At 73.2% G+C, this 14,693-nt stretch carries 14 protein-coding genes; 5 read left to right on the plus strand and 9 right to left on the minus strand.

Annotated elements, in window-relative coordinates; all coding sequences use genetic code 11:
• Positions 1–23: 23 nt before the first annotated feature.
• The gene (locus tag NOCA_RS24570) at positions 24–920 is read left to right on the plus strand and encodes an NAD(P)H-binding protein (RefSeq protein ID WP_011757989.1); all 897 of its coding nucleotides are present in this window, start codon (positions 24–26) and stop codon (positions 918–920) included.
• A 145-nt stretch (positions 921–1,065) separates the two neighbouring features.
• On the opposite strand, the gene NOCA_RS24575 is transcribed toward NOCA_RS24570, so the two are convergent.
• The 6 genes from NOCA_RS24575 to NOCA_RS24600 form a co-directional block, all read right to left on the minus strand.
• Positions 1,066–1,779 (minus strand): CPBP family glutamic-type intramembrane protease, encoded by a 714-nt coding sequence (locus tag NOCA_RS24575; RefSeq protein WP_041546942.1) that lies wholly within the window; start codon positions 1,777–1,779, stop codon positions 1,066–1,068.
• Between the two features lie 61 nt (positions 1,780–1,840).
• Positions 1,841–3,364 (minus strand): DEAD/DEAH box helicase, encoded by a 1,524-nt coding sequence (locus tag NOCA_RS24580; protein ID WP_011757991.1) that lies wholly within the window; start codon positions 3,362–3,364, stop codon positions 1,841–1,843.
• Positions 3,365–3,547: 183 nt separating this feature from the next.
• Positions 3,548–3,742, minus strand: coding sequence for a CsbD family protein (locus NOCA_RS24585; RefSeq protein ID WP_011757992.1), 195 nt, complete (start codon positions 3,740–3,742; stop codon positions 3,548–3,550).
• A 57-nt stretch (positions 3,743–3,799) separates the two neighbouring features.
• Positions 3,800–5,239 (minus strand): flavin-containing monooxygenase, encoded by a 1,440-nt coding sequence (locus NOCA_RS24590; protein ID WP_011757993.1) that lies wholly within the window; start codon positions 5,237–5,239, stop codon positions 3,800–3,802.
• A gap of 38 nt (positions 5,240–5,277) precedes the next feature.
• Complete coding sequence (locus NOCA_RS24595; protein ID WP_011757994.1) at positions 5,278–6,009, minus strand: glutamine amidotransferase; 732 nt, start codon at positions 6,007–6,009, stop codon at positions 5,278–5,280.
• An 8-nt stretch (positions 6,010–6,017) separates the two neighbouring features.
• Entirely contained in the window at positions 6,018–7,175 is a 1,158-nt protein-coding gene (locus NOCA_RS24600) for a CaiB/BaiF CoA transferase family protein (protein ID WP_011757995.1), read from the minus strand.
• Between the two features lie 103 nt (positions 7,176–7,278).
• On the opposite strand from NOCA_RS24600, the gene NOCA_RS24605 reads away from it, so the two are divergent.
• Positions 7,279–8,268 (plus strand): hypothetical protein, encoded by a 990-nt coding sequence (locus NOCA_RS24605; protein ID WP_197687656.1) that lies wholly within the window; start codon positions 7,279–7,281, stop codon positions 8,266–8,268.
• Positions 8,269–8,366: 98 nt separating this feature from the next.
• On the opposite strand, the gene NOCA_RS24610 is transcribed toward NOCA_RS24605, so the two are convergent.
• The 3 genes from NOCA_RS24610 to NOCA_RS24620 are packed head-to-tail and all read right to left on the minus strand — an operon-like array spanning position 8,367 to position 10,842.
• Entirely contained in the window at positions 8,367–9,104 is a 738-nt protein-coding gene (locus NOCA_RS24610) for an amino acid ABC transporter ATP-binding protein (RefSeq protein WP_011757996.1), read from the minus strand.
• Positions 9,101–9,952: an amino acid ABC transporter permease gene (locus tag NOCA_RS24615; RefSeq protein WP_041546944.1), complete on the minus strand. Its 852-nt coding sequence runs from the start codon at positions 9,950–9,952 to the stop codon at positions 9,101–9,103. Before NOCA_RS24615 ends, NOCA_RS24610 begins: the two co-directional genes overlap by 4 nt.
• Positions 9,949–10,842: an ABC transporter substrate-binding protein gene (locus NOCA_RS24620; protein WP_011757998.1), complete on the minus strand. Its 894-nt coding sequence runs from the start codon at positions 10,840–10,842 to the stop codon at positions 9,949–9,951. Before NOCA_RS24620 ends, NOCA_RS24615 begins: the two co-directional genes overlap by 4 nt.
• 124 nt (positions 10,843–10,966) lie before the next feature.
• Between NOCA_RS24620 and NOCA_RS24625 the strand changes: the two genes are divergently transcribed.
• Genes NOCA_RS24625 through NOCA_RS24635 form a run of 3 tightly spaced genes read left to right on the plus strand, consistent with a single transcriptional unit; the run spans position 10,967 to position 14,687 of the window.
• Positions 10,967–11,512 carry a PadR family transcriptional regulator gene (locus tag NOCA_RS24625; protein ID WP_011757999.1) on the plus strand — a complete coding sequence of 182 codons (546 nt, stop codon included), beginning with the start codon at positions 10,967–10,969 and terminating at the stop codon, positions 11,510–11,512.
• Positions 11,509–13,515: an NADPH-dependent 2,4-dienoyl-CoA reductase gene (locus NOCA_RS24630; RefSeq protein WP_011758000.1), complete on the plus strand. Its 2,007-nt coding sequence runs from the start codon at positions 11,509–11,511 to the stop codon at positions 13,513–13,515. The genes NOCA_RS24625 and NOCA_RS24630 overlap by 4 nt, the downstream gene beginning before the upstream one ends.
• Positions 13,516–13,538: 23 nt before the next feature.
• Positions 13,539–14,687, plus strand: coding sequence for a MalY/PatB family protein (locus tag NOCA_RS24635; RefSeq protein WP_041546946.1), 1,149 nt, complete (start codon positions 13,539–13,541; stop codon positions 14,685–14,687).
• Positions 14,688–14,693: the final 6 nt, after the last annotated feature.

A 14,693-nucleotide genomic window follows, 5' to 3' on the forward strand; every position in this document is an offset into this window, starting at 1 on the left:
ACGCGAACCGGCCACTGTGGGGCATGACCGAGCCCTGCACCGTCCTCGTCACCGGCGCCACGGGCTTCGTCGGCAGCCGGTTGGTGCCTGAGCTGGAGGGCGCCGGCCACCGGGTCCGCGCGATGACCCGGCGGCCCGAGGCGTACGACGGCCCGGGCGAGCCGGTGGCCGGCGACGTGAGCGACCCCGGCACGCTCGCGGCGCCACTCGAGGGCGTCGACGTCGCGGTCTACCTGGTGCACTCGCTGGACGACGACGACTTCGAGCGCAAGGACGCCGAGGCGGCCCGGGCCTTCGGACTGGCGGCCGCGGCGAGCGGCACCCGGCAGATCGTCTACCTCGGCGGGCTGGGCAAGGACGACGACCGGCTGTCCCCCCACCTGCGCTCGCGGCGCGAGGTCGAGCGGCTGCTCGGCGACGCCGGCGTGCCGGTCACGGTGCTGCGGGCCGCGATCGTGGTCGGAGCCGGCGGCATCTCGTGGGAGATGACCCGCCAGCTGGTGAAGAACCTCCCGGCGATGGTGGTGCCGCGCTGGGCCGCGACCCGGACCCAGCCGATCGCGCTGGACGACGTCGTGCGCTACCTGGCGGGCGTGGTCGGCGTCGAGGCGGCGTTCGGCCGGGCCTTCGAGATCGGCGGGGCCGACCAGCTCAGCTACGTCGAGATGCTCCAGCAGGCGGCCGAGGTGATCTCCGGCAGCCGGGTCCCGATCCTCACCGTGCCGGTGCTGACGCCGAAGCTGTCGTCGTACTGGATCTCGTTCGTCACCAACGTCGACGCCACCACCGGCCGCAACCTGATCGACTCGATGGGCACCGAGGTGATCGTCACCGACCACGCCATCCGCGACCTGGTCCCCGGCGAGCCGCTCACCTACCGCGAGGCGGTGCGCCGCGCCGTCGCGTCCTCGGCCGGGTAGCCGCCGCGGGGGTTCGAGCGTCGGCGTACCCGGTCGACGCCGCCGGCACTGTTCGGCCAAAGCTGGAACTTCTCGGCCGAAGTTGCGGCCCAACAGTTCCGGTTTCCCCGGTTCACCGGGGAAACCGGCCGCCGCCTCGGGCACCTCAGAAGAGCAGCGGCAGGGCGAACAGCATGGTGAGCGACCAGGTGCAGTGGGTGAGGATCGGGGCGAGGATGCCGCCGGAGGCGCGGCGCTCCAGCCCGACCAGCGCGCCGAGCAGGAGCGCGGCGAAGGCCAGCATCACGTTGCCGGTCGCGAGCGTCGCCACGGCGTACGCGATCGTGGTGAGCACCACCGGGTGCCGCGGGATCGCGGCGTACGCCGCGCCCCGGAAGAACAGCTCCTCCGCGATGCCGTTGGCCGCGGTGATCAGCACCAGCAGCGGCCACGCGCCTTGGTCGGCATGGTCGACGACCGAGCGCACCTGGTCATCGAGGAATGGCACCTGCCGTACGACGAGCGCCCCGACCACGAACACCCCGGCCAGCGCGATCCCGAGCGCGATCGGCGTGAGCACGGGCCGCCGCCCGACGGCGTCGGAGTCGGCGGCGGCGCCGGTCGCGATGCGGCCCAGGTGGAGCGGGCCGGAGGCGAATGCGCCCACGGCCCACACCGACGCCAGAGCGAGCGTCGCGGGGTAGAACCACGCGCTGCCGGGCTCGATGCGCAGCGACAGCCCGAGCACGACGCCGCCGAGCACCACGAAGCCCGCGGTGACGAGCTGTCGGTGGCGCAGCGCGGCGCGCGTCGCCCGGTGGTCGCGCGGGACCATCTCCCACAGCGCGCGCCGCAGCCAGGTGATCACGGGTCTGCTCACCCCCTCAGGAGTGGCTGTCCCCCGATCGGGAGCCGGCCACACCCCTGCACCGGTGTGCCGGTCAACGCCGCCCGGAGCTGAACGACGCCGCGCTGTGCTTCGACGCGCCACCCGCGGCCGGGCGACCGGCGCCGGAGCGCCGGCGCGAGCGGTTGCCGCCGCCCGAGGACCCGGCGGAGCCGGACTTCGCCGACCCACCGGAGGAGGCACCGGACCCGCTGGACTTGGCCGAGCCGCCTGAGCCGCCTGAGCCGCCCGAGCCGCCCGAGCCGCCGGAGCGCCGTCCGCGCGACCGGTTGCGGCCGCCTCCGGATCGACCCGGACGCCCTGCGCCCTCGGGGCGAGGTGCGCGAGCGCCGCCCGACCCCGCCGGGGTCTCGACGACCAGGCCACCAGGCACCAGCACCCGCTCGCCCGGGGCGAGCTCGACCAGCAGCGGGTGGCTCGCGCCGTTGATCCTCGTGGTGGTGGGCTTGATGCCCGCCGCGCGGGTCAGGTCGCGCACGTCGCGCACCTGGTCGTCGGTCATCAACGTGATGACGGTGCCGCGGGCACCGGCCCGGGCGGTGCGCCCGGAGCGGTGCAGGTAGGCCTTGTGCTCGACCGGCGGGTCGGCGTGCACCACCAGAGCGACGTCGTCGACGTGGATGCCGCGGGCCGCGATGTCGGTCGCCACCAGGGTGCTCGCGCGCCCGGTGTGGAAGGCGTCCATGTTGCGGGTCCGCGCGCCCTGGCTGAGGTTGCCGTGCAGCTCGACGGCGGGCACGCCCGACTTGTTGAGCTGGCGGGCCAGCGCCTTGGCGCCGTACTTGGTGCGGGTGAAGACGACCGTGCGCCCCGGGGCGCTGGTGAGGTCGACCAGGACCGGCACCCGGTGCTCGCGGGCGACGTGCAGCACGTGATGGTCCATGGTCGCGACCGGCGACTGGGCCGAGTCGGCCTGGTGGGTGACCGGGTTGCGCAGGAATCGCTTGACCAGGACGTCGATCGCCTTGTCCAGGGTCGCGGAGAACAGCAGCCGCTGGCCGTCGCGGGGCGTGCGGTCCATGATCCGGCGGACGCCGGGCAGGAAGCCCAGGTCGGCCATGTGGTCGGCCTCGTCGAGCACGGTGATCTCGACCTGCGAGAGGTCGCAGTGCCCCTGGCCGATCAGGTCCTCGAGCCGGCCGGGGCAGGCGAGGACGATGTCGGCGCCGCGGCGCAGGCCCTGGACCTGCGGGTTCTGGCCGACGCCGCCGAAGACGGTCTGCGTGGTGAGCCCGGCGGTGCGCGCGAGGGGCTTGAGCGCCTCCTCGATCTGGTTCACGAGCTCGCGGGTCGGGGCGAGCACCAGCGCCCGCGGCTTGCGGGCCTGGGCCGGGCGCCCGGAGGCGGTCAGGCGCGCGACGAGCGGGAGGAGGAAGGCGTAGGTCTTGCCGGAGCCGGTGCGGCCCCGGCCGAGGACGTCGCGGCCCGCGAGCGAGTCGGGGAGCGTGGCGGCCTGGATGGGAGTGGGCTGGACGATGCCGCGGTCCGCGAGGACGGCGGCGAGGCTCGCGGGGACGCCGAGGTCGGCGAAGCCCGCAGCGGAGACTGCAGAGGACAAGGGAGAACTACTCACTGTTGGCGTGTCTCGCCAGGTGGATCCCGAGAAGGAGAGGCGCGGCGCGAAGAAGGCCCGCGCATAGCCCGAGGCAAGACGGAACGGGCTGCGGACCCGAGTCTAGGGCACGCAGCCCGTCCGACCCGCATCGACGGAGGCGGGTACGACGCGCGGGACTGACCGGCGCTACTTGGTGAGGCCGTCCTTGACGTCCTTGGCGGCGTCCTTGACGTGCTCGCCCGCGTTCTTGACCTTGCCCTCGGCCTGGTCGGCCTTGCCCTCGGCCTCCAGGTCACGGTCGCCCGTGGCCCGGCCGGTCGACTCCTTGACCTGGCCGCCGGCCTCTTCGAGCTTGTGCTTGGCCTTGTCACCGATTCCCATGGCTGCCTCCTCGTGGCTCCTTCGTCGTGACAAGGGGAGCGGTGACCGTTCCGGGCCTCAGCGAAACGTGAGGACCCCGTCGTCGATGCGGTCGTGGTTGATCGAGCGCACGTCGCGCAGGTAGTTCTGCCGCAGCTTCCACGGCTCGCGGTCACCCTGCTTGGGGAGCTCGTCCAGCGCCCGGAGGATGTAGCCCGAGCTGAAGTCGATCAGCCGCTGCTCGCCGACCGACGGGTCGCGCGGCGCCACGGCGCGACGTACGCCGTGCTCGTCGAGGTAGGTCAGCAGCCGGCACACGAAGTCGGCCACCAGGTCGGCCTTCAGCGTCCAGGAGGCGTTGGTGTAGCCGATCGTGAAGACGAAGTTGGGCACGTCGCTGAGCATCAGCGCCTTGTAGGTCATCGTGTCCTGCATCTTCACCGGCACCCCGTCGACGACCAGCTCGACGCCGCCCATCGCCTTGAGGGTCAGGCCGGTGGCGGTCACCACGACGTCGGCCTCGAGCTCCTCCCCGGAGCGCAGCCGGATCCCCGTCTCGGTGAAGGTGTCGATGTGGTCGGTGACCACGGACGCGCGGCCGGCGCGCATCGCCTTGAAGAGGTCGCCGTCCGGGACGAAGCACAGCCGCTGGTCCCACGGGTCGTACGCCGGCTTGAAGTGCACGTCGACGTCGACCCCGGCGGGCAGCTGCTTGGCGGTCATCTTGCGGAGCAGGCTCTTCACGAGCTCGGGACGCCGCTGGGCGAGCTGGTACGTCGTGACCGCGAGCAGGATCGCCTTCCACCGCACGATCGGGTAGCTGACGCGGGTGGGCAGCCGGCGCAGCCGGGTCGCGAGCGGGTCGCGGCCGGGCAGCGAGAGGATGTAGGTCGGGGACCGTTGGAGCATCGTGACGTGACCGGCGCCGGCCTCGGCCAGCGCCGGGACGAGGGTCACCGCGGTCGCCCCGGACCCGATCACGACGACCTTCTTGCCCGCGTAGTCGAGGTCGTCCGGCCAGTGCTGGGGGTGCACGACAGGGCCGTGGAACCGCTCCTGGCCGGGCAGCTCCGGGGCGAAGCCCCGGTCGTAGTCGTAGTAGCCGCCGCAGGCCCAGAGCAGGTTGGTCGTGAAGGTGCGCACCTCGCCGTCGTGGTCGACCTCGACCGTCCAGAGGTCGGTCCCGGAGTCCCAGCTCGCGCTGACGACCCGGTGCCGGTAGCGGATCAGCTCGTCGACGGCGTACTCCCGGGCGACGGTGCGCAGGTACTCCAGGATCGAGGCGCCGTCGGCGAGCGCGGTGTCACCGGGCCACGGCCGCCACTTGAAGCCGAAGGTGAACATGTCGGAGTCCGAGCGGATGCCGGGGTAGCGGAACAGGTCCCAGGTACCGCCACTGGCCTCGCGCGCCTCGAGCACGGCGACACTGCGGCCGGGGTGCTCGGTGCGCAGCCGGCAGGCGGCGCCGATCCCGGACAGTCCGGCGCCGATGATGAGGACGTCCACGTGCTCGGTCATGGGCAGACCCTACTGAATCCGTGTCAATGAGTCTTGCGTCAACGAGCGTAGAGCGCGACGAACCGGGCGAGCAGCCGCGGGGGGTGCTCCACGGTGCTGCCGCGGGCCATCGCGAGCAGGCCGTCGAGCTCGTCGGGCTCGAAGTAGCCGTGGTGGCGGTAGGTCTCGATGCGCAGGGCGAGGCCGTCGCCGTCGAGCTCGGGGTGGAACTGGGTGGCGTAGACGTTGCTGCCCATCCGAAACGCCTGCACCGGGCAGGTGTCCGAGGAGGCCAGCAGCACCGCACCGACCGGGAGCCTGGCCACCGCCTCCTTGTGGCCGAGGAACGCGTCGAACGCCGGGGGCATCGCGCCCAGCAGCGGGTCGAGCATGCCGGCCTCGGTCAGGGTGATCCGCCGGCTGGAGATCGGCTCGCCGTAGGTGCGGTCGACCAGGCCGCCGCGCAGCCCGCCGAGCACGCCGACGCCGTAGCAGGCGCCCAGGAACGGGAAGTCGGCGTCGAGCACCTGCTCCGCCAGGCGCCGCAGGTCGGCCTCGGCACGCCGCTGCACCGGCGACTTGGTCTGGTCGGGGTCGCTGGAGTTGAACGGCCCGCCGCCCAGCACGATGCCGGACAGGCCGTCGAGGTCGACCGGTCCGAGCTCGTCGCGCTCGACGCGGATCCGGCGTACGTCGCGCTCCTCGAGCCCGGCGCAGCGCAGGACGGCGGCGTACTCGCTGTCCGCGGCCTCGTCCTCCGCGCGCGTGCCCAGGAAGAGGAACGGCTTCATGCGCCCCATCATCCCTGGACGGCGGCCCCGCTCTCGAGCAGCGCTTCCACGCCGGTCACGCCCCAGGCGGCGAGCGCCTCGCGGGTGCTCTGCCCGGCGTCCTCGGCGGTGCGGCCGAGGGTGGCCGCGGTGCGCGAGAAGCGCGGCGCGGGCGCGGGCTGGAGGTAGCCGTCGCGCTCGACGAGGACGCCGCGCGCCCTCATGTGCGGGTGCTCGGCGGCCTCGGTGAGCGGGATGATCCCGGCGACGCAGGCGTCGGTGCCCTCGAACAGCTCGACCCACTCGGCCTGGGTGCGGGTGCGGAACGTGTCGGCGATCAGCGTCCGCAGCGCCTCGGCCCGGTCCGCGTCGTAGCGGTCGGGGGCGCGGTCCGCGATCCCGAGCAGCCGGACGAACTCGTCGTAGAACTGCGGCTCGAGGGCGCCCACGGACATGTGCTTGCCGTCCGCGGTCTCGTAGATGTCGTAGTAGGGGACGCCGCCGTCGAGCAGGTTGGCGGCCCGCTCCTCCTTGAACGTGCCGGCCGCGAGGAACGCGGCCGCCATCGTGTTCAGGTGGGCGGTGCCGTCGACGATCGCGGCGTCGACCACCTGGCCCTGGCCGGAGGCGCGGGCCTCGAGGAGCGCGGCGAGGACGCCGATGACGAGGTACGTCGAGCCGCCGCCGAAGTCGCCCAGCAGGTTTCCCGGGAAGTGCGGGCGGGCCTTGTCCTGGCCCAGGCCGTGCAGCGCGCCGGTGATCGAGATGTAGTTCAGGTCGTGGCCGGCGACCTGGGCGAACGGACCGTCCTGCCCCCACCCGGTCATCCGGCCGTAGACCAGCCGCGGGTTGCGCTCGTGGCACACCTCGGGTCCGAAGCCGAGGCGCTCGGCCACGCCGGGGCGCATCCCCTCGACGAGGACGTCGGCGCCGGCCACGAGCTCCAGGACCGTCCGGATCGCGTCGGGGTGCTTGAGGTCGAGCGCCACGCTCGGGCGGCCGCGGTTGAGGAACATGTGCGGGCCGCCACCGGCGAGCAGCTGCCCTCCGGGCCGCTCGACGCGGATCACGTCCGCGCCGAGGTCGGCCAGCGTCATGCAGGCGTGCGGCCCCGGCCCGATGCCCGCGATCTCGACGACCTTCACACCCCGGAGGGGTCCGGTGCCCTGGCCCAGCTCGATGCTCATGTGGGCGATTGTGACAGAAGTGCTGTCAGGGTCGTCGCGCTCTCGTCCACAGCCACGCCCGGCGCCGGTGGTGCTCAGCCATCCTGGCGACCACCATGCGGGCATGGTGCCGACCCCCGATCCGGGCCCGCCCCGCGGGCTGGATGCCGCCGCGCTCGCGCGGCTGCTCGGCGACCAGTCGGGCGTGGTCTCGCGCGCGCAGGTGGTGGCTTGCGGCGGCGCACCCCACGACCTTGGCCGCCTGGTCCGTCGCCGCGAGCTCGTGCGGGTGCTCCCCGGCGTCTTCGTCGACCACACCGGCCGGCCGACCTGGCTGCAGCGCGCCTGGGCCGGCTGCCTGTACTACGAGCCTGCGGCGCTGGCCGGACCCTCGGCGCTGCGGGCGGTCTCGGGCCCCGGCTGGCGGCACCACGACGATTCGGGGCCGGTCGACCTGGCGCTCGACGTCTCCCGCCGGTGCGTCGACGCTCCGGGATACCGGGTCCGTCGCGTCACCGGCCTGGCGGCCAAGGTCCAGTGGAACATGTCGCCGCCGCGGATCCGGGTGGAGGAGGCGGCGCTCGACGAGGCACTCCGGCAGCCGAGCCGCTTCGCGATGATCGGCGTGCTCGCCGACATCTGCCAGTCCCGCCGTACCACGGCGCACCGGGTGCTGGAGGCCGCCGGAGAGCGGGGTCGACTGACCGACCGCTCCTTGCTGTGCGGCGTCCTCGCCGACATCGCGGACGGCACCTGCTCCACGCTCGAGCACGCCTATCTCGACCTGGTCGAGCGAGCGCACGGACTGCCCGTCGGGCGGCGTCAGCAGCCCGGGTCCTCCGAGCGGTCCGGGGTGCTCCGCGACGTCGACTACGACCCACTGCTCTTCCTGGTCGAGCTCGACGGCCGGCTCTTCCACGACACCTCCGGCCAGCGGGACCGCGATCTCGACCGCGACCTCGACGCCGCCGTCGACGGCCGCCGGACCGTGCGCCTGGGGTGGGGCCAGGTCATCGACCGCCCGTGCCGCACCGCCGCCCGGGTGGCGGCCCTGCTCGCCCGGGCCGGCTGGACGGGTACGCCCACCCGATGTGGGCCCGATTGCCGGCTCTAGCCCGGGGTCGCTCGGGTAGGTGGAGTCTGTGACGCGCCTGGTGCGTCACAGACTCCACCTTGTCGGCGTCGGGTCCCGGAGTTCGGGTTCGGCTCAGCTCAGCCCGGCAGCACCCGCCGCAGGAAGTGCCGGGTCCGCTCCTCGCGGGGGTTGCTGAAGATCTCGGCGGGCGGGCCCTGCTCGAGGATCCGGCCCTGGTCGAGGAAGCAGACCCGGGTGGCGACGTCGCGGGCGAAGGCCATCTCGTGGGTGGCGAGCACCATCGTCATCCCGCGCTCGGCCTCGGCGCGGACGATCTCGAGGACCTCGCCGACCAGCTCGGGGTCGAGGGCCGCGGTGATCTCGTCGAGCAGCAGCAGGGTCGGGTGCGTGCACAGCGCGCGGACCAGGGCGGCGCGCTGCTGCTGGCCACCGGAGAGCTTGTCGGGGTGCTTCGCGGCCTGGTCGGCCAACCCGAAGCGCTCGAGCAGCTCGCGGGCACGCGCCTCGGCGTCGGCGCGCCGTACGCCGTGCACCTGGCGCGGCGCGAGCGTGCAGTTGTCCAGCACGGTCAGGTGGGGGAACAGGTTGTAGGCCTGGAAGACCATGCCGATCCGCTTGCGGACCGCCCGCGCGTCGACGCGCGGGTCGGAGATCTCCGCACCCTCGAACCGGATCACCCCGTCGTCGATGTCCTCGAGCAGGTTCAGGCAGCGCAGCAGCGTGGACTTGCCGGACCCCGACGAGCCGATCAGGCAGATCACGTCGTGCGGCGCCACCGCCAAGGAGACGTCGTCGAGCACGACCTTGTCGCCGTAGGACTTGCGCAGTCCGGTGATCTCGAGCAGCGCGCTCATCGCGACCCCCGCTCCCGCTCCATCATCCGCCGGCCCATCCAGTCGGTGAATCGCGCGATCGGGATGGTCAGCGCCACGAAGAACGCCGCGGTGACGAGGTACGGGGTGTAGTTGAAGTTGAAGTTGCCGTAGTCCTGGGCGGCGAACAGCGATTCGAAGACGCCGACCGCACCGACCAGTGCCGTGTCCTTCTGCAGCGACACGAAGTCGTTGATCAACGGGGGTACGACGCGGCGCACCCCCTGGGGCAGCACCACGAACCGCATCGCCTGCGCCCGGCTGAGCCCCAGCGCCTCGGCGCTCGCCACCTGGGAGGGGTGCACCGAGTCGATGCCGGCGCGGATCACCTCGGCGACGTAGGCGCCGTACGACAGCACCAGCGCGGCCGTCCCCAGCACCGCGAGGTCGTTCGGCACCCCCTGCAGCCCCAGGGCGGGGATGCCGAACGCGAACAGGAACACCACGAGGATCGTGGGCACGCCGCGGAAGAAGTCGGTGTAGACGACCGCCAGCAGCCGGATCGGCGTCAGCAGGGGGGAGACGGTGCTGCGCACGATCGCCACCGCGCCGCCGAGCAGCAGGATCAGCGGCTCCGCGGCCAGGAACATCTTCACGTTGAGCCAGAAGCCCTTCGCGATGTCCGGGAACGACTCCTTGGCGTCCGGCCACGAGAGGAAGGTCTCCCGGACCCGGGGCCAGCCCGGCGACGAGGTCAAGCCCACGACGAGGAGGCCGAGCACGACGACGGTGGCGGCGGTCGCGAGCAGCACCCCGCGGCGCCGGATCGAGCGCCGGACCCGGGCCCGCTCCCGCTCCCGCTCGCTCGGGGTCCGGTCGACCGCGCTCACTCCAGCACGGGCACGTCGACCGTGTCGGACAGCCACTGCTGCTCGATGCCGGCGAGGGTGCCGTCGCTCTTCAGCGCCGCGAGTGCCTCGTCGACGCAGGTGACCAGCGGGTTGCCCTTCTCGAAGAGCATCCCGAACTGCTCCTGCTCACCGCTGAACTGGAACTGTCCGGCGAGCGTGCTGCCGGGGATCTCCACGGCGGTGATGTAGAACGCGGTCGGCAGGTCGGCGACGATCGCGTCGACCTGACCGTTGAGCAGAGCCTGCTTGGCGGCGTTGGTGTTCTGGAAGACCAGCGGGTCGCTGTCGGGCTGGATCTGGTCGCGGATCGCGGTCAGGCTGGTAGTGCCGGTCTGCGCGCCGAGCTTGAGCCCGGCGAGGTCGGCCAGCGAGGTCGGCGTCGCGCCGTCCTTCTTCAGCGTGATCACGGCCTGGGCGGCCGAGTAGTAGCCGTCGGAGAAGTCGACGACCTCGGCCCGCTGGGGCGTGATCGAGATCTGGTTGATGTCGAAGTCGAACTTCTTCGGGCCCGGGGCGTAGGAGTTGTTGAACGGCACCTTGACCCACATCACCTCGTCGGCGCTGAAACCGAGCTGCTCGGCGACGGCGTACGCCACGGCCGACTCGAAGCCCTTGCCGTTCGTCGGGTCGTTGTCGACGAACCAGGGCTCGTACGCCGGGGAGTCGGTGCCGATCGTGAGCATCGGGTGCTCGCTGACCAGCGGGAGGCTCTCCTTCGCGCACTGGTCGGCGGGGGCGCTGGAGCCCGCGGTGTCCGAGGCGGCCGGGTCGGAGGCCGTCGTGGGCCCGCCGTCCGACTCGGGGGCGCACGCGGCCGCGGCGAGCAGCAGGGGCAGGGCGGCGATCGTCAGGGAACCACGCAGGCGCATGGGTGCAGCGTAGGACCAGGCTCCGGGGTGCTGGCGACCTTCGGGCATTTGGTGGACGACGTCGTGACGCGGGCCACGTCGCACCTTCTTGCAACTCGTTGCATAGGTCGGCCAGGATCTGCGCATGGCCCTCGAGCACGCCCTCCTCGTCGCGCTGCGCGAGCAGCCGGCGTCCGGCCTGGACCTCGCGAAGCGCTTCGACCGCTCGATCGGGTTCTTCTGGCACGCCACGCACCAGCAGATCTACCGGGTGCTGGCCCGGATGGACGCCGACGGCTGGGTCCGGGTCACCACGGTCGAGCAGACCGGGCGGCCGGACAAGAAGGTGTACGACGTCACGCCGGCCGGCGCCGAGGTGCTCGGCTCCTGGCTGGCCGCGCCGTCGGAGGCCGAGCCGCTGCGCAGCGAGCTCGCGGTCAAGCTGCGCGGCGCGTCGTTCGGGGACCGCGACGCCGTGCTGGAGGTGGTGCGCGGCAACCTGGCCGACCACCGGCTCCGCCTGGACCACTACCGCGGCCTGATGGCGCGCGACTATCCCCGACCCGACGAGCTCCGCGACCCGCTCGAGCTCGACCAGTACCTCGTGCTGCGCGGCGGCATCCTCCTGGAGGAGATGTGGATCGCATGGCTGACCGAGTACCTCGACCGACACGACAAGGCACGCCGATGACCTACCCCCACCTGCTCGAGCCGATCACGCTCGGGCCGCTCACGCTGCGCAACCGGGTCGTGATGGGCTCGATGCACACCGGGCTCGAGGACCGCCCGCGCGACCTGACCGCGCTGGCGGCGTACCTCGCCGAGCGCGCCCGCGGCGGCGTCGGCCTGATCGTCACCGGCGGCTACGCGCCGAACCGCCGCGGCTGGCTCAAGCCGTTCGCGGCCGAGATGACGACCCGCCTCCAGGCGATGCGGCACCGCGAGATCACCGGCGCGGTGCACGACGAGGGCGGCGCGATCGCGCTGCAGGTGTTGCACGCGGGCCGCTACGGCTACCACCCGTTCAGCGTCTCGGCGTCGGGCCGCAAGTCCCCGATCACCCCGTTCCGACCGCGCGCGCTGTCCACGAAGGGCGTCGACCGCACCGCTACCGACTTCGCCCACTCGGTCGCGCTCGCGCGCAAGGCGGGCTACGACGCGGTCGAGATCATGGGCTCCGAGGGCTACCTGATCAACCAGTTCCTCGCCGCCCGCACCAACGACCGCACCGACGCGTGGGGCGGCACGGCGGCCAGGCGGATGCGCTTCCCGCTCGAGGTCGTACGCCGCTCCCGCGAGCTGGTCGGCGACGACTTCCCGATCGTCTACCGCATCTCGCTGCTCGACCTGGTCGAGGGCGGCCAGGCCTGGGACGAGGTCGTCGAGCTCGCCCACGGCCTGGAGCAGGCCGGCATCACCGTGCTCAACACCGGGATCGGCTGGCACGAGGCGCGGGTGCCGACGATCATCACCCAGGTCCCGCGCGGGGCCTGGCGATCCGCGACCGCCCGGCTCAAGGCCGAGGTGTCGGTGCCGGTGTGCGCGTCGAACCGGATCAACACCCCCGAGCTCGCCGAGGAGATCCTCGCCGCCGGCGAGGCCGACCTCGTCTCGATGGCCCGGCCGCTGCTGGCCGACCCGGATTTCGTCGCCAAGGCCGCGGCCGGCCGCGCCGACGAGATCAACACCTGCATCGCCTGCAACCAGGCCTGCCTGGACCACGTGTTCGCCAACCGCAAGGCCTCCTGCCTGGTCAACCCGCGCGCCTGCCGGGAGACGACCCTGGTGCTCACCCCGACGCGCACCCGACGGACGGTCGCCGTCGTCGGCGCCGGCCCGGCCGGGCTCGCCGCGGCGGTGTCCGCGGCCGAGCGGGGGCTCGCGGTCACCCTCTTCGAGCGGTCGGCCGAGATCGGCGGGCAGTTCCGGCTCGCGATGCGGGTGCCCGGCAAGGAGGAGTTCGCGGAGACGCTGCGCTACTACGCGCGCCGCCTGGAGGTGCTCGGCGCCGACGTCCGGCTCGGCACGACGGCGAGCGCGGCCGACCTGGCGGCGTACGACGAGGTGGTGGTCGCCACCGGCGTCGCGCCACGGGTGCCCGAGCTCGAGGGGGTCGACCACCCGAAGGTCGTCTCGTACGCCGACGTCCTCAGCGCAGCGGTCGTGCCGGGCCGGCGGGTCGCGGTGATCGGCGCGGGCGGGATCGGCGTCGACGTCAGCCACTTCCTCACCCACGACCCCGCCGACACCGACGAGGACTGGCGGGCGCACTGGGGCGTCGGCGACCCGGCCCTGCACCCCGGGGGCCTGACCGAGCGCAAGCCCCGGGCGCCGGTCCGCGAGGTGACGCTGCTGCAGCGCAAGACCACGCCGATCGGCATCGGGCTGGGCAAGACGTCCGGCTGGGCACACCGCGCGGTGCTGAGGCAGTCGGGGGTCGTCCAGGTCAGCGGCACGACGTACGGCCGCGTCGACGACGCCGGGCTGCACATCACCGTCGACGGCGAGCAGCGGGTGCTCGACGTGGACCACGTGGTGCTGTGTGCCGGACAGGAGTCCGTGCGCGGGCTGTACGACGAGCTGGTCGACCGCCGGCCCGGCGGGCTGCACCTCATCGGTGGCGCCGACGTCGCCGCGGAGCTCGACGCGAAGCGCGCCATCGAGCAGGGCACCCGGGTCGCCGCGGCGCTGTAGGGACCGGCGGGTTGAATGACTGCGTGACCAGGCAGTTGATCCGCGACCTCACCGACGACCAGGCCCGCTCCGCGTTCCCGCTCAAGTGGGGTGCGGTCGAACCCGGAGTGGTGCCGGGCTGGGTCGCGGAGATGGACTACCGGCCCGCGCCGCCGATCGAGGAGGCCCTGGTCGCGACGGTCCGGCAGGGCGCGCTCGGGTACGCCGCGTTCGGGGACGGCGGCCTCGGCGAGGCGTTCGCGGGGTTCGCGAAGCGGCACTGGGACTGGTCGGTCCCGGCCGAGTCCGTGCTGCCGACCGGCGGCGTCATGGGCGGGATCCGGCTGGCGCTCGAGGCGCTCTGCCCGCCCGGCCCGGTCGTGGTGCCGCTGCCCTGCTACCCGCCGTTCCGCGACGCCGTCGCGATCACCGGCCGCGAGCTGGTCACGGTCACGGTCGACCCCGACGCCGACGAGGCGGTGCTCGACCTGGCCGCCGTGGAGGCGGCGTTCGCGGCCGGCACCCGGACCTTCCTGCTCTGCAACCCGCACAACCCGCTGGGCCGGGCCTGGTCGCGCGAGGAGCTGACCGAGCTGGCGGAGCTGGCCCGGCGGTACGACGTGCGCGTGGTCTCCGACGAGATCCACGCCCCGCTGGTGCTGGCCGGCGCGACGTTCACGCCGTACCTCACCGTCGACGAGCGCGCGGTGGTCGTGACCAGCGCGTCGAAGAGCTTCAACGTCCCCGGGGTGCACGGCGCTCAGCTGGTGCTGCTCGACGCGGCCGACCGGGCGGTGTTCGCCGGGCTGCCGGTGCCGGCGCAGAACAGCTGGTCGTCGCTGGGCATCGTCGCCGGCGTGGCCGCCTGGCGCGACGGGGACGAGTGGCACGCGGCGCTCCTCGAGCGGCTGACGGCGCAGCGCGCGCTGCTCGGCGACCTGCTCGCGACCCGGCTCCCCCGGGCCCGGATGCGGCCGCTGGAGGCGACGTACCTCGCCTGGCTCGACCTGCGGGCGTACGGCGTCGACGACCCGGCCGCCGCCGGGCTCGCGCACGGGGTGCGGCTGGCGCCGGGCAGCGACTACCAGCCGGGGCTGGACGGGCACGTGCGGCTCAACCTCGCGACGAACGCGGACCGGCTGGAGCTGATGGTCCACCGCCTGGCCACCGCCCTGACCTCGCGGAACTCCTAGGGCATG

The sequence above is a fragment of the Nocardioides sp. JS614 genome, from assembly GCF_000015265.1.
Taxonomy (GTDB): domain Bacteria; phylum Actinomycetota; class Actinomycetes; order Propionibacteriales; family Nocardioidaceae; genus Nocardioides.